The sequence below is a fragment of the Noviherbaspirillum suwonense genome (genome assembly GCF_900182955.1).
Classification (GTDB): Bacteria; Pseudomonadota; Gammaproteobacteria; order Burkholderiales; family Burkholderiaceae_D; genus Noviherbaspirillum_A; species Noviherbaspirillum_A suwonense.
Genome location: NZ_FXUL01000044.1, coordinates 1 through 22,368 on the forward strand (window position 1 = coordinate 1; position 22,368 = coordinate 22,368).

Here is a 22,368-nt window from a genome sequence, read left to right on the forward strand (position 1 = left end):
CAGAGTCTGCTGTTTCATTGGTCGTTGCCGCGGTCGTTGTTATTGGCCTCTATAACGCGTTTCTGTCGTAATCCGTTTACTTGTTCAGCGTAGCCCTAAGACTCGTCCTATTAATTGTCTAGACCAGGATTAGTTAAAACTGTTTATAGCCGTATCCAATATCCATAGCGTTCGCAGTATATAAAGCCAATAGTCAGCAAGGTGCAATAAAGTAGTGAGCGTAGCGATTCAGACGTCACAACGTAAGAACGAGGCAAAGTACTTATAGTCAAAAGCCCAACAATTCAACACCGGAGCCGATATGGATGAGCTTGACGTCGTCATTATAACCGGCAGCAGCGGCAATATCGGCACGGCGACGATTCGTCGCCTTGCAGCCCGATACCGAATCGCCGGCTTCGATGATCCCGGCCCGCCCTATCCTGCCCGGCCTGCGTATTGCGTTGCGGTCGATATGGAGTCGCAAGCAAGCATTGAAGCGGGACTGAACGGCGTCAGACAGAAATTCGGCAATCGGATTGCGTCCGTTATCCATCTCGCCGGCTATTACAGTTTTACTGGAGAACCAAGTCCGAAATATTACACTGTGAATGTCCTTGGCACACAGCATCTGCTGGATTCGTTACAGAAATTCGATGTCGAGCAATTCGTATTTGCCAGTACCATGCTGGTATACAAGCCCACCGAACCTGGCAGGCCAATCGACGAGGATTGGCCGCTTGAACCAACATGGGATTATCCCCAATCCAAAGCCGAGACCGAAACAGTCATTGCAGCGCATCATCGGAAGATTCCCTATGTCAATCTGCGCCTGGCCGGCGTGTATAGCGAAGATTGCCGAGTGCCATCGATTGCGACACAGATTCAACGGATTCACGAACGTCAGTTGATTAGCCATGTTTTCCCGGGAGACGTGACGCATGGACCGGCGTTTGTGCACCGGGATGACTTGGTCGACGCGTTTGCTCGCGTGGTCGAGCGGCGCAGGCAGCTCGCTCCCGAACTGACCTTGCTGATCGGCGAGCCGCAAACCGTCAGCTACGCTGCGATGCAGCGCGAACTCGGCCGTCTGCTCCATGGCGAAGAATGGGAAACCCGCGAGATACCAAAAGCCGTTGCCAAAACCGGCGCTTGGCTGGAAGAACTTGCGCTGCCGGAAGACCAGGAACCGTTCATCAAGCCATGGATGATCGACCGGGCCGATGACCATTACGAGCTCGATATCGGCCGCGCACGCACACTGCTTGGCTGGGAGCCTGAGCGCCGATTGATCGACACGTTGCCTGAAATGGTACGTAGGCTGAAGGCCGACCCGGTTGCCTGGTACCGGATTAACAAATTGCGTTTGCCGGATGTGTTGCAAGCGCAGGAGGCCTCAACGAAATCGGCTGCCGTCAGACAGGACGACCACCCGGAAAACCCGCATTCAGACACGCAGCATGCCGAGAGGTCGATAAACATGGGATCGCATGACGATCAGAAGATGCTTGTCGATGAACATCTCGCTACATTATGGCCGCACTTTCTCAACCTGATACTTGGCCTATGGCTGATTACCGGCCCCTTCGCACTCGGCTATTTGAGTACGCACACGCCTGATCCCGGAACGATGCGGGTGATGCTGGACCGGGGACTTTCCTCGCCGGAAACGCGCAATTTGCTGATGACATGGAGCGACGTCATCAGCGGCGTATTCATCGTTATTTTCAGCCTGCTCTCGATCTCGCCGAAGCGGCGCTTTGCCTGGGCACAGTGGGCCAACGCCACGGCGGGTTTCTGGCTGCTGCTGGCACCCCTCGTGTTCTGGACGCCGCTTCCTATCGCGTACAACAACGATACCCTGGTCGGCGCACTGGTGATTGCATTTTCAGTGCTAGTGCCGATGATGCCGGGTATGAGCATGGAAGGCATGATGGGCAAGCCTGACATTCCGCCCGGATGGAATTATTGTCCGTCGACCTGGATGCAACGAATACCGATTGCTGCCATGGGTCTGGTCGGCTTTCTAATTTCCCGCTATCTGACAGCCTATCAGCTGGGTCATATCGATCAGGCTTGGGATCCATTTTTCGGCTCCGGCACCATGACAATTATCACCTCTGAGATGTCAAAGGCTTGGCCGATTCCCGATGCCGGCCTCGGTGGAGTTGCGTACATGGTTGAAATCCTGATGGCTGTAATGGGTGACAAGCGGCGATGGCGCACGATGCCCTGGATGGTGCTGATGTTTGGCATTCTGGTCGTTCCGCTTGGCGGTGTCAGCATTTTCTTTATCGTCATTCAGCCGATCGCTATCGGCACCTGGTGTACGCTGTGTCTCGTCGCGGCACTGGCCATGGTGATCATGATTCCCTATTCGTTGGATGAACTCGTTGCGATGGGACAGTTCGTGCTGGATGCAAAACGCAAAGGCAAGCCGCTGTGGCGGGTGTTCTGGATGGGTGGCGCGATGGATGGCGGAAGCGAAGACAATGCGAAGGAATTTCGCGGCAGCTACGCAGAGATGATTGGCGAGATGGTTGACGGCGTCACTCTGCCATGGACCCTGCTCGTCAGCACTGTGCTCGGCGTCTGGTTGATGTTCACGCGGTTGGCTTTCGATACATCAGGACCAATGGCCAACAGCGATCATCTGGTCGGTTCACTGGTAGTCACGTTCAGCGTGATGGCAATGGCCGAAGTCGGGCGTCCGGTACGCTTCATCAACGTCGCATTCGGCCTGTGGTTGCTCGGTGCGCCATGGCTGCTGGATGGTATTGCGTCGAATACCGCAATGTGGAATAGCATGTTGACGGGAATTGTCCTTATCGCGCTTGCATTACCACGCGGCACGATAAAGAACGCGTATGCAGGGTGGGATCGCTATCTTGTCTGACTAAAAATACAATATGCCAACAGCACAACATAAAGTCGTCGTTATCACCGGCGCGTCAGCAGGGGTAGGTAGAGCGGTCGCTCGGGAGTTCGCCAGGCATGGCGCATGGATCGGGCTGCTTTCCCGCAATCGGGAAACGCTTGAACGTGCCAAGGAGGAAGTAGAAGAACTGGGCGGTCGTGCTCTGGTGCTGGTTGCCGACGTAGCCGATGCCGATGCGATCGAGCGCGCCGCAGAATATGTTGAAACCGAGTTCGGCCCCATTGATATCTGGATCAACAACGCCATGGCGTCTATGATTTCCCCGGCCATCGATATGACGGCGGAAGAATTTAGCCGCGTGACGGCGGTGACATACCTGGGTTATGTGCATGGAACCTTGGCGGCACTGCGCCGGATGACGCCACGAGACAATGGCACGATCGTGCAGGTGGGTTCGGCGCTCGCGTACCGCGGCATTCCTTTGCAATCGGCGTATTGCGGCGCCAAGCATGCCATCAAGGGCTTTACTGAATCGCTGCGCTGCGAGCTGATCCATAAAAACCGCAACATCCGGTTAAACATGGTGCATCTACCCGCCGTCAACACGCCACAGTTTGAATGGATCCGTTCGCGCATGCCGAATCAGCCGCAGCCGGTGCCGCCGATCTATCAGCCGGAAGGCATTGCGCGCGCTATTTACTGGTCCGCCCATAACGACCGGCGTGAATCGCTGGTCGGCATCACTACGGTCGGCGCGGTGTGGGCGAACAAGTTTATTCCCGGCCTGATCGACCGCTATCTGGCCCGGACCGGCTACCAGTCTCAGCAAACGGACGAGCCGGTTAGGCAGGACAGACCGGACAACCTGATGCATCCCGTGCAGAAGGATTTCGGCGCGCACGGACGATTCGACCGCGGTGCGGTGCAGGTCAGTTTGCAAGCGTGGCTGGACCGCCACCGCGTAGCGCTGCTGACGGGCGTTGCCCTCCTGGTATTTGCCGGCGCGGCCGTTTTTTTGCTGCTGGCCTGATTGTTTTAGAAAATGGCATCTCGCCCGCTACGATAATTTGCCAATCGGTACAGGAGAGCACCCGATGATCGAACCCGACAACGAAGACCTCTACCGTCCGATCGCGGACTACGCCATTATTGGCGACACCCGCACTGCTGCGCTCATTGCCAGCAACGGCTCGTTGGACTGGTTCTGCTGCCCCCGCTTTGATAGCCCTGCGGTCTTCTGCAGCATGCTTGATGCGAAAAAAGGCGGCCGGTTCCGAATCGGTCCAGGCGAGCGCTACACTTGTTCCCGCGCCTACGTGGATGCGACCAATGTGTTGACCATGACCTATTCGGTCGCCAGCGGGCAATATCGCCTGACGGACTTCATGCCGATCGCCGCGGCGCCGGTGCTGCATAGCGACGATCCGAGATATGAACACACCTGTATCCTGCGACGGGTTGAAGGCCTGTCGGGGGAAGCCGAATTAGAGATCGAGTTTCGCCCGACGTTCGATTTCGGTCGTGCGGAGACTCGTATGGAAGTGCTGCCGGAAGGAGCGTTGGCCCGCACCGGTAGCGCGTTTCTCTTGCTTCGCAGCCCGGTACCACTACTAGAAGACGGTTCCTCAAGTGCCTGCGCGCGGTTTCGAATCAAGGCCGGAGAACGGCTCGACTTCTACCTGGACTACAGTCCCGATTCTGCAGATCGAAGCGAATATGCTTTGGACGCAGATCGCCATCTGTCCGAAACACTAAGTTACTGGCGGGAGTGGGCGGACCGTTGCACTTATCGGGGGCCATATCGAGATCTGGTTCAGCGTAGCGCGCTGGTGCTCAAGCTTCTGACGCACGGGCCCAGCGGGGCCATCATCGCAGCACCGACCACCTCTTTGCCTGAGGAAGTGGGCGGCGAGCGGAACTGGGATTATCGCTACACCTGGATCCGCGATTCATCACTGATCCTGCAGGCACTGATGTCGACCGGCTACCATTGTGAATCCCATGCATTTTTCGATTGGCTCGAGTCGCTATGCATCAAGTGCTGCGGTGATCTCCAGATCATGTATACCGTCGATGGCAACCGTGAGCTGCCGGAAGAACTGCTTATGCATTTGGATGGTTACCGCGGCTCGCGTCCGGTCCGAATCGGCAACGCAGCGGCCGATCAAAAGCAACTCGACATTTATGGCGAACTACTCGACGCAGTCTATTTTTGCTATGAGGCCATGAGACCGCCGCGTCCAGAATTTTGGGAAGTGCTACGTTACCTTGCTGACCAGGCCGCCGCCCGCTGGCGTGAACCCGATGAAGGCATTTGGGAAGTGCGTGGCGAGCGGCAGCATTATCTGTATTCCAAACTGCAGTGCTGGGTGGCACTCGATCGTGCCATCCGCCTGGCAGAGCAAGGGCAACTGGCGGCCGACCTCAAGCGCTGGCGGAGCACGCGGGACGACATCCGCGAGGCCATTCTTACCGAGGGCTACGATGTTGAACTCGGCGCGTTTACGCAGGCATTTGGTATCAAGGCGCTCGACGCCAGTGCGCTGACAATCCCACTGGTCGGGTTTCTTCCTGCTTCAGATCCACGAGTATGCTCGACCGTCGCTCAAATTCGCAAGCAACTCAGCTCGCAGGGATTGGTTTACAGGTACCTGAACGAAGACGGTCTTCCGGGAGGCGAAGCAGCCTTTGCTTTATGTAATTTTTGGCTTGTCGATAATCTGGTGCTGGCCGGACAGGTCGAGGAAGCGCAGCAAATTTTCGAGAGGATAATTAGCCACGGAAATGACCTCCGGCTATTTTCGGAAGAGTTCGATCCGCACAGCGGCGAGCTTTTGGGGAATTATCCGCAGGGGTTCACCCATCTGGCGCTGATTCGTAGCGCAGTCAACTTGACGAAGGCTACAGGCAAACCGGTACCTGAACGAGGACGATCTTCCGGGAGGTGAGGCAGCCGAGGCACTGCCGACGTGCTGGATTGCTTGATGTGTGCAAAAAAGCCCCGGCGGCGCAACTACGATTTTTGTGCTTTACAGCCAAAGGAAGGAGGTGTAGCCATTTTCGCCAATGATCACAGGTCTTTTTACTTCGCGATCGCGCCTGGAAATATTAATAGGATATCGCCTGCCTTACGACAGCCTATGGCGCCTCACAGCAGATCCTCGCGAAGCAGCGCGTTGTTTATTCCAATTGCCGCTTCTACGCCTTCCGCCGCAGCCACAATTACCTGCAACACATCGCGCGACGCATCGCCGGCCACATACAGCCCTGGGACGTGTGTCATTTGTTGGTCATTATCGACCTTGCAGCCGTTAGGCTCGTACATATCACAGCCGAGGCGCGCGGCGAGATCTGTAGACTGGATCCGGCCAGTGTTAAAGAAGATAGCAGCTCGGCGCAGACGGGCCCCGGTCTCAAAAACAATATCGAACTCAGCGTTGTAGGGAACGCTGTGATGAATCTCAAGGCGGACGATTTTTTCTTCACGAATAGCTACGCCGTTTATTTCCAAACGCCGACGGTAATGATCGCTCAACTCCGAAGGTCCGTCGGTGCACAACACCGTGTCGCGACTCCACAATGTCATTTCGAGAGCCAAGCCACCGCCTTTATTGTCGCCCCGGCCATATGCGGCGAGAGGTCGATCACGCATTTCCCAACCATCACAATAAGGGCAATGGAAAAGTCCGATGCCATAAAGCTCGCTAAAGCCCGGCTGCTTCGGTAAGTCGTCCACGACCCCCGCAGCGAGCAGCAGCTTGCGGCCCCAAACACGCCGTCCAGTTCGAGTGGTCACCAAAAAACCATGATCCGTCCTGATGGCGTCTACCACACGGTCTTCATCGACCTGCACAGAGGGATACACCGCCAGTTGCATAATTGCAATTTCTCGTAGATCTGACGGGTCGATGCCATCACGGCTAAGAAATCCATGCAGCGCATGCGATACGGCGTTACGCGGCTTGCCTTCGTCAAACAGCAGCACGTTTCGTCGACACCTTCCGAGAACTAACGCGGCATTGAGACCCGCAGGTCCACCCCCCACAATGATGACGTCTACATGGTCTAGGGCCTTGGCAACATCAGTCATATGCTTTTTCTTTATGATGAAAAGAATGTAGCGGCAAAGGGCATGAAACAAGAGCGTCCCCGTCCGCCGTAAAATTGTTTTATCCCGCCGATTATCCTAAGCAAGATCTGACTGATTCCCACACCGAGGCTGTTCCAGACGGCCACATTGGAAAACATGCCGTCGAGTAACAACGGCGCGCCGACCAGCCATAAGAAAACATGGGAAGCGGTGAAATTGGCCCTCTTGAAGTAGATGGCCTGGCTACTCATCCTCGCCTCATGAAACCAACCGGCTATATCTCGGCCCGTGAAAATCGAAGCAAACTTCTGTCGGCAACATACCCCGCAGGTAGAAGCAGCCCGATCCACCTCAATCTACTTCTTTAAAAGCCGCCGCAGTTCAACCCAAACGCATTGAGCAAACAAGGACCTTATCTGCAACATACGCTGCTCGGGAAACTACTCGTCCAACGCTGTTGCTAAACACTTTTCTTTAAATTTAGAATGAAACGCTATGGCGACGCAACTATATTAACCACACCGAATACAGAATCGACATCGCTGACCAGGTCGTCAGTTTCTACAACTTGGGACGCTGCGTTCAGTTCGGGGCAACCTGCCAGCCGGCGTTTTCATACGGGATATCACAGCAGAATAGCCGATTGAGGTGCCTGGAATTACTTGGCATCAACTGACCTTCCCATGCAACGCACTCATGCAACGCATCAGTGCGTTTAAAGGTGACTAAGACATCTACCTTCATGTCCCAACTTAACTATCTAACGTTAGAACTGAAATTCCTTTTGAAACGAAGCGCTTATCCGCCGTAATAAATATCACCTGGGCGAAGAACCGAATTGGCACTCGACTGCGTAATTTCTGACTTCGCTTGAGCGCAGCAATTACCACTGGCTGTCTTTACTCGTGAATAATCGACATATTCTTGCTGTCCAGACGTACCTTTCAATTGGCTGCGGCTCAACTCAGATCGAACTTCTGCGCGAGTTTTCGTTGACCCAATGCCGGTCATATCTTGCCATTGATTAACTGCACGTGGAGATTGAACATCTGTTATGTTTGAAGCTAAAGCGCCTGAACTAAAAGCAGCCAATGCGGCAGTAAGAATAACGACGCTTGAAATTTTAGTCGATTTCATATTGATTCCCTGATAATGGAGATGTTAGCGCTCGGAACGCTTTGTTCGCGAGTTCATGAGGCAAAGTATAAAGAGCATGTGCGAACAAACCTCTGACTATTGGATTACAATTTTGTAACGTGAATTATCCAAATTCGCTAGACATTCCTGCCTTTTCAGTAAAATATAGAAAAAGGCGACACCTGATTATCAGTTTCCAGCGTAATGCTTCGAACGCTGGATGCAACAGCAAAATGGCAAAAACAACGGGCAGCATGAAGCACTGACTGAGAAAAGAAAACCGGGGCAAGCTCAATAACCTTATCTTCCCCGGCAAGAAGTTCATCCAATGCTCAGCGCCTCGCGGCGGTAAACGTCGACGTCGTTCAGGAGCCGAAAGCATGGCCCCTCTTTTATCTGATCGGATATCAAGTAGAAAGAACGTTGGAGAGCAACCGATACATCGTGGCCACTTCTTCTGCGTCAGGCAGCCAGGTAAATTGCTCCCCCATTTCAGCGCGCAGTCTCTCAACTGTTTTATCCTTGTCCGAATTGCTTCCCCTAGCTTGGTCCAGTGCCTTGTAGAGTGCATGATTAGCTTTGACGCCCTGTCTGCACCTTGACCAATTTAGCAGCCCCTGCTCGTCAAAGCTGAATATGCTGTAGGTCTCGTTGTCGACTATGGCAGGCACCGCGTCCGACGTTCGGACATACCAATCCGCTACCCGCACCGACTGCTTTGCATATTCTGGCATCGGTCGTTGATTGCGTACCAGCAGTACATAGTCTTGATGCGCTATATACCGGATGCCTTTTTGCTCTGTTACGAAGAATATGATGCTGTGATGCATTGCTCTCCTCTCCGAAAAAAACGCGCCGCCCTGCGCCGTTTGTCTCAATGATGTGGCGTCGAGCGATCCCGTTGGCCGAGAATCAGATAGGCTGTCTCGCCCAATGACTCTCCATCCGCGTCCTGTCTGGCAAGCGCCTCAAGCGCCCGCAGCAGGTGTTCGGCGATTTCCATTTCGTTCTCCTGATATGCGCGTTGGAATGCGGACAGAATCTGTGCCCCAAGCGCCTGCTCCTGGTCGTTCATGGGATTCACCTCATTTTCCATTTGGCACGTACCGTACGCGTGTCAGCGCCCTGCACTGGCCGGCACTGCGGGCTTTCTTCTAAAAGGTCGAAAACACCTTTGGTGTTGCCGATGCGTTCAGGTAGTAAACGTTGATCGGCCCCTTCTTGTTGCCCGGCATGCCTGGCGCACCGACTGGCATGCCGGGAACTGACAGACCTTTGATCGGTGGCTTTTCCGCGAGAACCTTCTTGATGTTTTCTGCTGGGATCAGCCCTTCGAAGACGTAGTTGCCGATCGTCGCGGTGTGGCAGCCCTCCAGTTTTTCCGGAACGCCGAACTTCGCCTTTATTGCCTGCATGTCGTTGGTGTCGATCATCTCAACTTCAAATCCGCTCTGCTTCAGATGATCTGCGTAGACGTCACAGCACCCGCAATGCGGGTTCTTGTACAGCTTGACCGGGGTCCCGGCTGCAAACGCCGACAACTGCAACCCGGCCAGCACTGCCGCCGCCAATGTTTTTGTCCAGATGTTCATGGTTTCTACCCTCGTTTATTTAAATGAAAAAACTTCGCTTGATTGCACTGCTTTTCACAACGTCAACCTGTTTCAGGGGGAAATGGCTTTTTTTGGCTTTCCTCTCGTTGAATGCGCCTTTGCTCCGGTGTCCAGAGCGTCTTCAGATACTTCACCACATCGCGGATCTCACCGGGGGCGAGAACGCCGGCAAATGCTGGCATGGTAAGCCGCTTGGTTTTGTTGAACGGGTCGCGCCAGCCGTCGCGGATGGTCTTGTAGAGCATTCCATCCGCGTGCTTCCAGGTATGGCCAGTGGCGTCGTGCGGCGGTGGTGGCAGTTCACCAAGCTCATCGCGCTGCTGCCAGCCTGGCTTGCCTTCACCCTTGATGCCATGGCATGCGGCGCAATACTGCTGATAGATGCGTCGGCCATGTTGCACCTGCTGCACATCGGCCTTGTCCGCGCCCGCAGCAATTGCGTGCACCGGTACTGTGCTCATCACGGCAGCGGTCGCAACGATCATTAGGCTATGCATCCACTCTCTCCCAAGTGGCGCCATGGTCTTTGCTACGGTAAATGCGATCCTTGCCAGCCGCATAAAGTACGCCAGCCGGGCTGGCGACCAGGGCAGCCGCCTTGACAGGGGGTGCAGTGATTGCTGACCACTGCTCGCCACCGTCGGTGCTAATTATGACCCCGCTGTGGCCTGCGGCATATACGCGCTCGGGCTGAGCAGGGTCATACGTCACGGCATCGAAGCTGCCCTTTGTGTCACCCGCTCGATGCCAGCCGCAAAAGCAATCCATCGAACGCCAGACGCCGTCGGCCGTCGCGGCAAACAACCAGCCGGTCTCCATGCTGCCGGGCATGCTCGAATGCACGAATGCGTTAATACCTTGCCGTGGGCCACGATCCATCAGACGCCATTGCGCACCGGCGTCCTGGCTGCGGAAAATGCCTTTCCCCACAACGTAGGCATAGACCGTTCCGCCTTGTTCGGAATGCGTCGTCAGCGCAGTGACCTGCAAGCCGGGTAATCCCTTGTTAACTGGATTCCAAGTCTTGCCGCCATCACGGCTACGCAGAACACCCGCCCCCGGAGCGGAAATGAAAAGCAGACCGGCGTCGCGTGCAGAAGCCGCAATATTGACGGCCTTGCCCTTCAAGGGCGGTGGCAGCGCTCGCTCGGTCCAGCTTAGACCTTCATCGGTACTGACAAACAAGGCTTTCGTCGTCGCCTTCACCAGTGCCTTGGCCGCCGGCTGATATTCCAGCGCCACGGCATTGCTCTTAACGGACAGACCGCTGGACTGCTGGCCTGCGGCATAGGCTCCGCCCTGGGTGATGAGCGCCACGCCGATGGCAAAGGCGACGCCGGCACGCCGCAAACGCCTGGAAACTAGTTCGAGCGTCGTATTCTGAGAAATATGCATGGTCCTTTTACTCCTTGGTCCTAAACAGCTCCGATGGTTAACGAAGCACTTGATCTAGCAAGCTGGCAAACCTGGGGGCATCCACGAAACCGATGGTCCTGGTGCCTGCGACTTCTCTTCCAGATGGATCGAAAAACAGGATTGCCGGCGGTCCGAATAGTTGAAATCGGGACAGCAATTGCTTGTCCAGACTTGAATTGGATGTAACGTCGGCTTGCAGCAGCATGACGTTCTTCAACCGGTCCCGCACAGCCGGATCGGAGAATGTTGTCTGCTCCATTTCCTTGCAGGTAATGCACCAGTCGGCATAAAAATCGAGCATCACGTAACGGCCCCCACTGTCGCGCAGTCGCCCCTCAAGGTCCGCCAGGCTTGCGACGCGCTGAAACGGCAACGGCGCATGGGTTGATCCCTGCACACCCGCAGTCAGCCCCGCGAGCGGCCGGGAGAAATCGGTGCTGCCGCTGGCGGCGCCGACCAAGTAGATAGCGCCGATCAAAAATCCGGTCATGCCCAATCCCTTGGTCAATCGTCGAAAACCCATAGTCTCGGCAGGCAAGGCGTCGAACGCGCGCAGATAGACGGCATAGCAGACGAGTAGCACGCCGGCTGCCGCCATGCCAAGCGGTGTTCCTACGAGCGGCAAAGCGACCCAGATAGCGGTTCCGAGTAGCAATACGCCCAGAAACGCCTTTACCTGCTTCAGCCATGGCCCTGAGCGCGGCAGCACACTGCCCAGAGATGTGCCTACCACCACCAAAGGCACCCCCTTGCCGAGCGCCAGGGCAAACAGGGCACTGCCCCCGAGGATGACATTCTGTGTCTGCCCGATATAGAGCAACGCTCCGGCCAACGGCGCGGCAACGCATGGTCCGACGATGATGGCTGACACCGCCCCAGTAGTAAATACGCCAATGCTCGTACGGGCGCCGGTTTGCTGTCCGGTCCCGAGCAACCGGTTCTGCATGAATGCCGGCATCTGTAATTCGTACAGGCCGAACATTGATAACGCCAACGCCACAAACAGAAGCGCCATGGCCGCGATGGCCCACGGCGTTTGCATTGCCGTCGATAGCAGCGTGCCGCTTAAGCCGGCTGCAATGCCCATCATGGAATAAGTCGCCGCCATGCCTAATACGTACGCCAGCGATAGCCAAAAAGCGTGTGATCGTCCCACCGACGGGCCCTGACCGGCGATTACACCAGAGAGGATAGGGATCATCGGCCATACGCAGGGCGTGAGAGACAGTAGCAGCCCAAACCCGAAAAATCCGAGCAGGATCCAAGCAATATGCTGCTGGTGCAGCATGGCGATGCTCCGGTTCGCATCGAGCCAGACCGGCAGCGCGCTAGAGGCCGTCTCTCTACTCCAGGTCGCGGTGGTTCTGTCGGAGGCTATTTTCATCTCTGCAGCCACGGGACTGGCCGCCGGGGAGCCGGTGCCGATACCGGATGTCATGGAAGGTAGGGTAAGTAGAACCTGCCTGTCGACAGGGGGATAGCACACGCCTTTATCCGAGCAGCCCTGGTAACTCACCGTAAGATGCAGTGCAGCCGCCCCAGCCGGCCGCTGCAGGGCAACCGTGGCACGAAAGGGCTGGTGGAATATGGCAACGTTGCCGAAGGTCGGATCGGCCTTTATCTGGCCCTCTGGAAGCAGCACCTCCTTGATAACGATGTCGGCCGGCTCTAGTACTTTAAAACGGATCCGATCGCGATAGAGAAAGTAGCCGGGAGTGGGCGTGAACTCGGCGACCAGAGTGGCCGGATCGAGCACTCTCATGCTGAGGGCAAAGGCTTCCTCGGAAGGCAGCAGATCGGGTTCCGATTTGAAATAGCCGAGCAGCCCTTTCAAGCCTGATGAGGCAGCATTGGCCGCACCGGCGATGGTTGATGGGAGCGGTGCGCGATCCGTGGTAGCGGCCACTGACGCAAGGCTGTGCAGAGTCAGCAAAAACACAGCAACGACGCGGATGCTCGACATGGTGGTCACCATTTCAACAGTGTGCGCACGTCACTCGCAATCGTATCTGCGTCGTGCCTGTCGCTGATGAACAATCGCAACCGCCCTTGCGGGTCGAACACGAAGCTTGGCCCCATGTGGTCCACGGTGTAAAAACCGCTGGCGTCAGGCTTCTGATGCTTGAAATAGACCTTGAAGTCTTTCGCAGTCGCTTCCGTGGTTTCCATGTCTGCGTACATGCCCAGGAAGGCTGGGTGAAACGCCGGAACGTACTGCTGCAGCACGTCTGGAGTATCGCGGTCGGGATCGAGCGTGACGAACAGTACTTGTACGCGGTTAGCATCCGGTCCCAGTTTTTCCATAGCGGTGGCCAGCTTGTACATCGTCGTTGGACACATGTCGGGACAATTGGTATAGCCGAAGCTTAGGATCACTACCTTGTCCTTGAAATCGGCGATGCTCCGCACCGCGCCATGGTGATCGGATAACCGGAAATCTTTGCCCCAGGTAACGCCAGTGATATCTACCAGCGAAAACGTCTGCGTGACGGGTTCGGTTTTGGTACAGGCAGCCAGCAATAGAAGTAAGGTGACCAGTAACAGTTTTTGGTAAGTCGCTTTCATGTCCGGCTCCTTGTTACTTTCCAAACGGCCGAACCGGGACATCGATAGTTGCGGCAATCTTCTTCTGCGCCGTGTCGACGAATGTGAATGTCAAACGAACGGTCTCACCCGCCTTGAGTGGCTTCTTGAGGTCCAGCAGCATCAGATGCATTCCACCTGGCGCCAGGACAACGGGTCGATCTGGCGCGACTTCAAGGTTCCGTTGTTCACGCATTTGCATGACGCCGTCCACGGTCCGCATATCGTGGATTTGCACTTGCTTCGCAGCGTCGGTCTCAATCTGCAGGAGCGTCACTGGAGAAGCGGCGGAAAGCGTCAAATAAGCAGCGCCGACGGGCTGTCCCGGCACGGTTGCCCTGGCCCAGGCATCCGATATGCGTACTGGCGGTGTAGCTGAAGCGCCTTTGGCGACGAGCGAAAAGCTCAGTCCCAATGCGAGTGCGGCAACGAAAATGGCGCGGGCCGCATGGTTTAAATAATTCAAGACAACTTCCCTTTCTGGTTGCTGCACCCCCTCGGCACGAGGGCGGGTGCGGCGCAGATTCGGCCCACGATGACTACCGCATCGGATGCGACAGACAGCAAAGCGCCATGCACGAATCGAAAGACCGCTGTAAATGCCGAAGTAAAAGGAAAAAACATGGAGACTCCGGGAGCACGATGAGCGACATCGCCAGCGCGCAGCAAAGCGATGTCAGATCAGACAGCCCGGAGTATCAGATGCGGAAACAGCAGTGGCGAATGGCCACCGGTGGTGCAGTTGCGCGGGAAAGCGCTCCTGTTTGAAGCGGATTAGGCGTGGCGCGGTCACCCAGCCCGATGGGATGCAATGGAAGCGCCCAGCCGGCAGGAGCGAACGCTTGTACCGGTGGGTTCTGTGGCTTGTCCAGAGAATAGCGATCGACTTGCTGCCCATACGCATTACATAGGCTAGGCTGGGACGGGTCGGCCTTCATGCAAACGTCCGTGCTCGGCATCGCAGCCTGAGTGGACATGACGAGTTCTTGCTGTTCCGGTCCCTTCTTGAGGTAATCTGGACACGCATAGGAAGCGAAGGCAAGCTGCATGAACAGCATGCTCAACAGCGCAATAATCGCCGTCACAAATCGCGAGAGCCCGGAACGTTTCATATTCGCCGCAATATAAGTGGCGCGCAATCCGTTGTCAACCACAGAGTTACGTCCACTTGTAATTAGTCATTCCTTTCTAATGGTCGCGCCCACCCCGCAGCGCGGCAATGATGGGGCAAGCCCGTGCCTGCCCAGTTTCTTTACATTCCTGAACCAAGCTGAAAAGCGTGGCTTCCATCTTTTTTAGGTCTGCAATTTTCTCCTGTATTTGAATCAGCCGTTCTGATGCCACGCTGCGAACTGCGTGGCGATCCGTCCCGTCACCCAATTGCAGAAAGATACTGATTTCCTCTAGAGAAAATCCCAGTTCTTGTGCGCGCTTGATAAACCGGATGCGGTCCACCAGGTCGATCGAGTAGATGCGATACGCACCCGAAAGGGTCTCGGAAACGGGCAGCAAGTTCCGCTGCTGGTAATAACGCACGGTTTCTACGCCAACGTTTGCAGCCTTGGCGAGCCGCCCAATCGTCATTCCTAGTTCAGCCATATGTAAAAAACCCTTGACTCTGTTGTTGGGTACAGACTCTATAGTGGACGCAAGGTTCCTCGTTGTCCATTGAACTAAAGGCAATAATTTACTACTAACCAGTGTTCTTCCCGAGGTAGAGCGCAATGCTACGTAATTTTCCCGTACTCAAAATCCTGGTCATTTTGCTGGCGATCATTGGCGGCTTCGCTCTAGTAGGCCGTCACACTTCAATTTTCGGATAAAGGTATTTCAGCTTGATCCGAGCATCGGCGGTACGGAATTGCCAGTCAATTCCCGCTTGCCGCCGGTTACGCGCCTCTGCCCATTTTCGGGCAAGCTCACTGACCCGCTCCATTTGGCCAAGGCGCTGGTCCAGGCATTGCCGCGTCAACACACTCAGTTCCGGCTCGGCCATGTTGAGCCAACTGCCATGCTTGGGCGTGTGCACCAACTCCAGCTTGCGCGCCAGCCGTAACGCTTCCGCCGGTGCAAACGCTTCATACAGCGAGGCCAGCCGGTGGACATTGAGGTTGTCGCATACCAGCGTGATCCGTTCGGCTTGTGCATAGCGCGGTGCCTCGACCACCTCGCGCACTTGATGCGCCCAATCCATCGCAGTCTTGCGTAGCGTCACCGGCGTGGCACGCCATCCCGCCAGCGGCTCGACAAACATCCACACCACGCACATGCCTTGCCGAACATACTCGAAATCTTCCTTGGCCGCCGCACCCGGCCGGGCTGGCACCGGCATGCGCACCTGATCGATCAATTGCTTGGGCTGTTCATCCATGCAAATGACCGGATGACGCGCCTCGTATGGCCGGCAATACACTTCCAGCACTTGCTCCATCTGGCACGCAAAGTCGGCATCGTGCTCCGGCGCGATGCACCATTGCTGCTTCAGCCACGGCTTGAGGTCGTTTTTTTTAGCGTGCGCCGTACCGTTTCACGCGAAATCGACGCCACCACCTCCAACTCCACGAGTTTGCTGGCCAACAAATTCAAGGTCCAGCCGGTGCGTTCCCCCGGCGCTTGCGAACACGCCAGCTTCACCAATTGCGCTTCGGCTTGCCCATCGAGCTTGCGGCACTGCGGCCGGCTCGGGTAGTACCGCTCCAGCACTTCCCGCGGACCTTCTTCGACTGCCTGCTTGCGCCAATTCTCCAGGCTGCGCGTGCTCATGCCAAAGGCTTCGGCGATACGCGCATCTTCCCAGCCCGGCCCCTGCTCGCCCCGATCCATCTTCAGAAACGCGTTGGCATGGCGGATTTTCCAGGCGGCCGACTTGCCGGTCCGCACGATGCCTTCCAGCCAGCCGCGTTCGTCCGCCGTCAATTTCAGTACATATTTCCGGTTCATTGCGATCTCCTTCCCGCCAACCTCCCGTTAGATCGCTTCAAAACCGAAAAATGCCCCGTGTCAGACTACTAGCGGCGTTTGTCGGCATGGTGGTCATGCATGGCAGCATGATGGGGATGATGAACGGCCGATACATGGCCGGCATATGCTAATACGTTGAACGAGACATCGTGATGGAATAGCTACGATTCCAATGAAAAAGCACGTTTGGCTGCGGATACTCCTCGTCTTCATGATGGCATGGCTGCCGTTGTCAGCCATGGGAGGTACGACTTTGCCTGTCTGCCAGGACGTCCAGCCACTCTTCTACTCGGTCGATACGATCAACGACATGGATTGTGATGGTTGTGCAATGCCGTGCACGCACAACGCAAGCACGGCTTGCCAACTCGGACACGGTTGCGGCACCTGTCTGCCATCTCTCCTTGGCGCAATCAGCCGTCCCCCTGCAGCTTGGGCACGCGCATCCCTGATGAGTGCTTCTTCTTTTCCCAGCTCTCACATAGCTGAGCTGCTCGACCGCCCGCCTTCTCTCATTTGAACTCGACGGTAGGCCGGCCTGCGCCTGTCTATCAATCCGATCCGGCTGTCCGAGTTTCGGCATGGCCGGTCGACGTCCGCATCCCAAGTGACTAACTATTACCGACTGGAGTTTCCCATGATGTGTGCTGCCAAAACGATGTTGAAAGTGGCTCTCGCCTTGTTGATCAGCTTTGGTGTTGCCTATGCTGCATTCCCAGAGGTTCGCACCTGGCTGGTTGCCATGGCCCCGACGCTGGCGTTCCTGATCTGTCCAATCTCGATGCTGTTCTGCATGAAGATGATGAATAAAAGCTGCAGTTCGCAGACGGGTAATTCCCCAACGGCAGCGCCGCCTTTGCCAAAGAAGGATGTAGAGACTAACTAACGGAACGCGGGTGCGGCAGATTGCTGGCGTACCCGCTTTACGAGGATGACATGGCAAACTTGATACCGCTTACCGAAACTAAACCTACCGAAAACCGTGAACGCGTTGACTTGCCCATTACGGGCATGTCCTGCGCCGCTTGCGCACGCCGGATCGAAAAACAGCTTGGCGGCATGCCGGGCGTGGCGCGCGCTGGCGTCAACTTTGCCAGCGCCCGCGCTACTGTCGAGTATGACCCTAGCCGCGTCGGCATCCGCGACTTGATGGCAGAGGTAAAGAAAACCGGCTATGAGCCAGTTGGTAGTGCCACTGCGGGGTTCGTTGTCGATGACTCGGCGCGGCCGTCTGGCTCCGCGCATCAGTTGGAAGAGCACCTGAACCGACTGCCAGGCGTTGTAAAAACCAACTTCAATCTTGCGACCCGAAACGTACAGGTCGAGTATCTGTCCGATCGAATTGATCTCGCGCGCATCCGCAGTGCCATCAAGGAGTTCGGATACACGATTGCCGATACCGCCTCCGAATCTGGCCTCGCTCCGGGCGGCCACTCTGAAGAGTATAAGGAACTGCGCCGCAAGTTCTGGATCGCCGCAATTCTGTCTTTGCCAGTGCTGGTCATCGCCATGTCTCATGGCCGTATTGCGCTATTCAATTTTCCAGGAGTGAACTGGCTACAGCTTGCCCTGACGACGCCCGTCGTTTTTTACTGCGGTGCGCAGTTCTACCGGGGTGCCTGGGCCGCATTTCGGCACCGCGCCGCTGACATGAATACCCTCATCGCCATTGGCACAGGCGCGGCGTATCTCTATTCGGCGGCCGTGACCATTGCGCCCGGCTGGTTCGCCGGCGCTGCAGCCGGCGCCGCGGCTGGCATGGAAGCCATGCCAGTCGCCGTGTACTTCGAGGCGGCATCCGTCATTCTCGCGCTCATTCTCCTTGGCCGGCTTCTGGAGTCGCGCGCAAAGGGACAAACCTCGGATGCGATTCGCAAGCTGATGAGCTTGCAGGCCAAGACGGCACGGGTGGTGCGTAATGGGCAGGAGTCCGACATTCCGGTCGAGGAAGTGGTGCCGGGCGATACCGTGATCGTGCGGCCCGGTGAAAAGATCCCGGTGGATGGCGTGATCATTGAGGGTACCTCTGCCATTGACGAGTCGATGCTCACTGGTGAGAGTTTGCCGGTCGAGAAGAAAGTCAACGATGAAGTATTCGGATCCACGCTGAATAAGACCGGCGCCTTCCGATTTGAAGCGATCAAGGTCGGCAAGGACACTGCATTGCAGCAGATCGTGCGCCTGGTGCAGGATGCACAAGGGTCGAAGGCGCCGATCGCCCGGCTTGCGGACGTCATCAGCGGCATTTTCACGCCGATCGTACTATGCATCGCCATTGCCAGCTTTGTGGTGTGGTTCATTGCAGCGCCGGTCGAGACACGCTTTACCATGGCACTGGTGCCGTTCGTTACGGTGCTCATCATTGCGTGCCCGTGTGCGCTGGGGCTAGCAACGCCTACGGCCATCATGGTCGGTACCGGTAAAGGCGCCGAAAATGGCGTTTTGATCAAGGGCGGTGGCTCGCTTGAGTCTGCGCACAAAATGAAGGCCATTATTCTGGACAAGACTGGCACGATCACCAAAGGTAAGCCCGCGCTGACCGATGTCATCATCGGACCCGCCTTCCAGGCGGATGGCGAAGGAGAGTTTCTCAGGCTCGTCGCCTCAGCGGAACGAGGTAGCGAGCATCCGTTGGGTGAAGCCATCGTGCAGGGCGCGCTGGAGCGCGGGCTTACGTTGAGCAATGCCACTTCATTTAACTCCGTTACTGGCCAGGGCATTACTGCAACCGTCGACGGGCGGCACTTGTTGCTCGGAAACCTTGCACTCATGATGGCAAATGGCGTAACAACGAGCGATGCGGAAACTATCGCTGCAAATCTTGCCAGCGACGGCAAGACACCGATGTATGTCGCGATCGACAGCAGCTACGCCGGCCTAGTGGCTGTCGCCGATGAAATAAAAGCAGAATCGAAGGAAGCGATTGCTGCACTACAGCGCCTGAACCTTGAAGTGCTGATGGTAACTGGCGACAACCGACGTACTGCCGAAGCCGTTGCCAAGCAAGTGGGTATTGAACGGGTGTTTGCCGAAGTCCTGCCTGAAGGCAAAGTGGACGTCGTCAAGCGCCTGCAACAGGAGAAAAAAGTGGTCGGGATGGTCGGTGATGGTATCAACGACGCCCCAGCGCTGGCGCAGGCTGATATCGGCATTGCGATCGGCACAGGCACCGATGTTGCCATCGAGGCATCCGATATCACCTTGCTCAAAGGGGACTTGCGTGGTGTCGTCACCGGCATTGCCTTGTCCCGCGCGACCATGCGCACGATTAAGCAGAACCTGTTTTGGGCGTTCATCTATAACACGCTTGGCATCCCGCTTGCTGCTGGGCTGTTGTACCCGATCACCGGTTGGCTGCTATCGCCGATCATTGCTAGCGCCGCCATGTCGCTATCGAGCGTATCGGTGGTCGCAAACAGTCTGCGCTTACGCCGATTCAAAGCTTCACTGTAGGAGGACCCGATGGACCTAACTGAAATTGGTGTCATCATTGGCGGCTTGCTGTTGATCGCATTCGTGCTTTGGTACTTTTTTGGGGAACGCACGGCCGTCAGCGCGCAGACGGCGGAAAGCGGCGTTCAGGAAATCAGGGTAACGGTCAAGGGCGGCTATTCGCCCGATGTGATCGTGGTCCGGCAAGGAAAGCCGGTTCGCTTGGATTTCTATCGCGATGAAACCGCTTCCTGCAGCGAGCAAGTCATTTTTGGCGACTTTGGCATTGCCAAGCACTTGCCTGCGTTCGAGACTACGCCGATCGAGTTTACTCCCGAAACACCTGGTGAATTTACGTTCACTTGCGGCATGAACATGATGCGAGGAAAACTCGTCGTCACTGGGGTTTGAAAGAGCGGACCAGATTTCCACCAGATTCATGGCAATTCATGATGGGCTTCCTGTCTGCGACACAAATATCTTTTAAGAGCTAATCGATGCTAATCCACCCGCTTCCTGACCCGATTGCCTTCTCTATCGGGCCGCTCAAAGTTCACTGGTACGGTCTGATGTATCTGGTCGCCTTCATTCAATTCCTGGTATTGGGCCGGGTACGGGCGCGGCAGCCACACATGGCCGCCGCAGGATGGAAGGGCCAAGACCTCGACGACATGCTGTTCTATGGGGTGCTCGGTGTGGTGATCGGCGGGCGCCTGGGCGAAGTGCTGTTCTACCATCCGATCTACTATCTTTCCAATCCGCTGGAGATCATCGCCGTCTGGAACGGCGGCATGTCCTTCCACGGCGGCTTTATCGGCGTGCTGATCACAATGTGGCTGTGGGCGCGTAAGAGCGGTCGCCGCTTCGTCGACGTACTGGACTTCATCGCACCGATGGTGCCGCTCGGCTATGCTGCGGGCCGCATTGGCAACTTCATCAATGCCGAGTTGCCCGGCCGGGTTGCCGATGCATCGCTGCCATGGGCCATGATCTGGCCCAACATCGACAATCTGCCGCGCCATCCGTCGCCGATCTACCAGGCGCTGATAGACGGCCTGCTGGTGTTCGTCATTGTCTGGCTGTTCGCGCAAAGGCAGCGCCCGCCGCTGGCGGTCGGTGCACTGTTCGTGCTGCTGTACGGCTGCGCGCGCTTTTTCACCGAATACTTCCGGACACCCGACTATGAAGTGCACTTCGTCGGCATTACGATCTCCGCCGGCCAGATGCTGTCGCTGCCGATGATTATCGGCGGCGTATTGATGTTGGTGCTTTCATACCGCTCATATAGACCAAAGCCTTTCGGTACTCGCCAGGTGAACAGGTAGAAAACGCGTTTTAATTTGATTCGACAGCAGGCAATGAACACTGCCAAACGAAACCAAGCACTAATGAAACTTACGAAAATACTTGTCCTGGTGCTGATAGCTGCAACAATCGTGGCGTATTTCGCCTTAGACCTCGGACAGTATCTGAGCTTGCCTTATTTAAAGGACAAGCAGCACGCGTTTCAAGCGTACTGCGCTGAGAATCCAGTGAAGGCAATCGGAGCCTACTTTTTGCTATACGTTTTGCTTGCAGCATTGTCGATACCGGGCCCCACCATCGCAACGCTCGCCGGTGGCGTGCTGTTTGGCATGTGGCTTGGAACTGCCATCGTCTTGTTTGCGGCATCAATCGGCGCCACCATGGCGTTTCTGGTGTCACGCCATCTGCTCCAAGACTGGGTCAGGAATCGTTTCCGCACGCAGTTCGACGTTGTGAACGAGCGCTTCAGCCGCGACTGCGTACTCTACCTACTGACGTTACGTTTGGTTCCTGTTTTTCCATTCTTCATCGTCAATCTTTTGGTCGGGTTAACCACGATGCGGATTTGGCCGTTTTACTGGGCAAGCTTGCTCGGCATGCTGCCAGGCACGGTAGTCCGCGTCAATGCTGGCACTCAGTTGGGTCAAATCGCCGAATGGCATGACGTCATGAGGTGTACTGTCAATAATGGACACTGCCGTTTCAAGCGGCCAGCGTGGTTTTGCTGATGTTCTCAGCGAACTGCGCTGGCGAAACGTAGCCAAGACGTGAGTGACGCCGCTGGCGGTTGTAGAAGATTTCGATGTACTGATCCTGCCTCGGTTTCACGTACAGCAGGTTATGCAGCTTTCAACATGTTTTCAACCTCCATCGGAGTAAGGTAGCCAATGGAAGAATGAAGGCGCTGTCGGTTGTAAAAGCCTTCAATCCAGTCCACGATGTCGAGTCTGGCTTGCTCCCGTGTTTCGTATCGT

The 22,368-nt window shown here is 56.1% G+C and carries 25 protein-coding genes; 8 read left to right on the top strand and 17 right to left on the bottom strand.

Annotated features, from left to right (window positions below):
• Window positions 1–301: 301 nt before the first annotated feature.
• The 3 genes from QOL82_RS28200 to QOL82_RS28210 all read left to right on the top strand — a co-directional run bounded on the left by QOL82_RS28200 (window position 302) and on the right by QOL82_RS28210 (window position 5,805).
• On the top strand, window positions 302–2,875 hold the full coding sequence (locus QOL82_RS28200) for an SPW repeat domain-containing protein (protein WP_283445649.1): 2,574 nt from the start codon (window positions 302–304) through the stop codon (window positions 2,873–2,875).
• A gap of 13 nt (window positions 2,876–2,888) precedes the next feature.
• Complete coding sequence (locus QOL82_RS28205) at window positions 2,889–3,887, top strand: SDR family oxidoreductase (protein WP_283445650.1); 999 nt, start codon at window positions 2,889–2,891, stop codon at window positions 3,885–3,887.
• Between the two features lie 64 nt (window positions 3,888–3,951).
• Window positions 3,952–5,805 carry a glycoside hydrolase family 15 protein gene (locus QOL82_RS28210; protein ID WP_283445651.1) on the top strand — a complete coding sequence of 618 codons (1,854 nt, stop codon included), beginning with the start codon at window positions 3,952–3,954 and terminating at the stop codon, window positions 5,803–5,805.
• Between the two features lie 200 nt (window positions 5,806–6,005).
• Here QOL82_RS28210 and QOL82_RS28215 read toward each other — a convergent pair whose 3' ends face one another.
• The 16 genes from QOL82_RS28215 to QOL82_RS28290 form a co-directional block, all read right to left on the bottom strand.
• On the bottom strand, window positions 6,006–6,947 hold the full coding sequence (locus tag QOL82_RS28215) for an NAD(P)/FAD-dependent oxidoreductase (RefSeq protein ID WP_283445652.1): 942 nt from the start codon (window positions 6,945–6,947) through the stop codon (window positions 6,006–6,008).
• An 11-nt stretch (window positions 6,948–6,958) separates the two neighbouring features.
• Window positions 6,959–7,198, bottom strand: a complete 240-nt coding sequence (locus QOL82_RS28220) for a hypothetical protein (protein ID WP_283445653.1) — start codon at window positions 7,196–7,198, stop codon at window positions 6,959–6,961.
• 547 nt (window positions 7,199–7,745) lie between these two features.
• Complete coding sequence (locus tag QOL82_RS28225) at window positions 7,746–8,084, bottom strand: DUF4148 domain-containing protein (protein ID WP_283445654.1); 339 nt, start codon at window positions 8,082–8,084, stop codon at window positions 7,746–7,748.
• Window positions 8,085–8,239: 155 nt separating this feature from the next.
• Window positions 8,240–8,413: a hypothetical protein gene (locus QOL82_RS28230; RefSeq protein WP_283445655.1), complete on the bottom strand. Its 174-nt coding sequence runs from the start codon at window positions 8,411–8,413 to the stop codon at window positions 8,240–8,242.
• A 78-nt stretch (window positions 8,414–8,491) separates the two neighbouring features.
• Window positions 8,492–8,914, bottom strand: coding sequence for a hypothetical protein (locus tag QOL82_RS28235; RefSeq protein WP_283445656.1), 423 nt, complete (start codon window positions 8,912–8,914; stop codon window positions 8,492–8,494).
• Between the two features lie 44 nt (window positions 8,915–8,958).
• On the bottom strand, window positions 8,959–9,159 hold the full coding sequence (locus tag QOL82_RS28240; RefSeq protein ID WP_283445657.1) for a hypothetical protein: 201 nt from the start codon (window positions 9,157–9,159) through the stop codon (window positions 8,959–8,961).
• 79 nt (window positions 9,160–9,238) lie between these two features.
• The gene (locus QOL82_RS28245; protein ID WP_283445658.1) at window positions 9,239–9,676 is read right to left on the bottom strand and encodes a DUF411 domain-containing protein; all 438 of its coding nucleotides are present in this window, start codon (window positions 9,674–9,676) and stop codon (window positions 9,239–9,241) included.
• Window positions 9,677–9,738: 62 nt separating this feature from the next.
• Window positions 9,739–10,182 (bottom strand): c-type cytochrome, encoded by a 444-nt coding sequence (locus QOL82_RS28250; RefSeq protein WP_283445659.1) that lies wholly within the window; start codon window positions 10,180–10,182, stop codon window positions 9,739–9,741.
• Window positions 10,183–10,186: 4 nt separating this feature from the next.
• Window positions 10,187–11,092 carry a sialidase family protein gene (locus tag QOL82_RS28255; RefSeq protein ID WP_283445660.1) on the bottom strand — a complete coding sequence of 302 codons (906 nt, stop codon included), beginning with the start codon at window positions 11,090–11,092 and terminating at the stop codon, window positions 10,187–10,189.
• A gap of 37 nt (window positions 11,093–11,129) precedes the next feature.
• Entirely contained in the window at window positions 11,130–13,076 is a 1,947-nt protein-coding gene (gene dsbD, locus QOL82_RS28260) for a protein-disulfide reductase DsbD (RefSeq protein WP_283445661.1), read from the bottom strand.
• A 5-nt stretch (window positions 13,077–13,081) separates the two neighbouring features.
• Window positions 13,082–13,678: an SCO family protein gene (locus tag QOL82_RS28265; protein WP_283445662.1), complete on the bottom strand. Its 597-nt coding sequence runs from the start codon at window positions 13,676–13,678 to the stop codon at window positions 13,082–13,084.
• A 13-nt stretch (window positions 13,679–13,691) separates the two neighbouring features.
• Complete coding sequence (locus QOL82_RS28270) at window positions 13,692–14,162, bottom strand: copper chaperone PCu(A)C (protein ID WP_283445663.1); 471 nt, start codon at window positions 14,160–14,162, stop codon at window positions 13,692–13,694.
• 232 nt (window positions 14,163–14,394) lie between these two features.
• On the bottom strand, window positions 14,395–14,808 hold the full coding sequence (locus QOL82_RS28275) for a hypothetical protein (RefSeq protein ID WP_283445664.1): 414 nt from the start codon (window positions 14,806–14,808) through the stop codon (window positions 14,395–14,397).
• Between the two features lie 76 nt (window positions 14,809–14,884).
• Entirely contained in the window at window positions 14,885–15,295 is a 411-nt protein-coding gene (locus tag QOL82_RS28280) for a MerR family transcriptional regulator (RefSeq protein WP_283445665.1), read from the bottom strand.
• Between the two features lie 202 nt (window positions 15,296–15,497).
• Window positions 15,498–16,181 (bottom strand): IS630 family transposase, encoded by a 684-nt coding sequence (locus QOL82_RS28285; protein ID WP_346772323.1) that lies wholly within the window; start codon window positions 16,179–16,181, stop codon window positions 15,498–15,500.
• Window positions 16,178–16,636 carry a helix-turn-helix domain-containing protein gene (locus QOL82_RS28290; protein ID WP_283445666.1) on the bottom strand — a complete coding sequence of 153 codons (459 nt, stop codon included), beginning with the start codon at window positions 16,634–16,636 and terminating at the stop codon, window positions 16,178–16,180. Before QOL82_RS28290 ends, QOL82_RS28285 begins: the two co-directional genes overlap by 4 nt.
• A 658-nt stretch (window positions 16,637–17,294) precedes the next feature.
• On the opposite strand from QOL82_RS28290, the gene QOL82_RS28295 reads away from it, so the two are divergent.
• From QOL82_RS28295 to QOL82_RS28315, 5 genes are all read left to right on the top strand, one after another.
• Window positions 17,295–17,543, top strand: a complete 249-nt coding sequence (locus QOL82_RS28295) for a DUF2933 domain-containing protein (protein WP_283445667.1) — start codon at window positions 17,295–17,297, stop codon at window positions 17,541–17,543.
• 50 nt (window positions 17,544–17,593) lie between these two features.
• Window positions 17,594–20,110, top strand: a complete 2,517-nt coding sequence (locus QOL82_RS28300; protein WP_283445668.1) for a heavy metal translocating P-type ATPase — start codon at window positions 17,594–17,596, stop codon at window positions 20,108–20,110.
• A gap of 9 nt (window positions 20,111–20,119) precedes the next feature.
• Window positions 20,120–20,500: a cupredoxin domain-containing protein gene (locus tag QOL82_RS28305; protein ID WP_283445669.1), complete on the top strand. Its 381-nt coding sequence runs from the start codon at window positions 20,120–20,122 to the stop codon at window positions 20,498–20,500.
• A gap of 86 nt (window positions 20,501–20,586) precedes the next feature.
• On the top strand, window positions 20,587–21,414 hold the full coding sequence (lgt, locus tag QOL82_RS28310; RefSeq protein ID WP_283445670.1) for a prolipoprotein diacylglyceryl transferase: 828 nt from the start codon (window positions 20,587–20,589) through the stop codon (window positions 21,412–21,414).
• Between the two features lie 33 nt (window positions 21,415–21,447).
• On the top strand, window positions 21,448–22,122 hold the full coding sequence (locus QOL82_RS28315; protein ID WP_283445671.1) for a TVP38/TMEM64 family protein: 675 nt from the start codon (window positions 21,448–21,450) through the stop codon (window positions 22,120–22,122).
• A 110-nt stretch (window positions 22,123–22,232) separates the two neighbouring features.
• Here QOL82_RS28315 and QOL82_RS28320 read toward each other — a convergent pair.
• On the bottom strand, window positions 22,233–22,368 hold a 136-nt coding region (locus QOL82_RS28320; protein WP_283445673.1), incomplete at its 5' end, for an IS3 family transposase.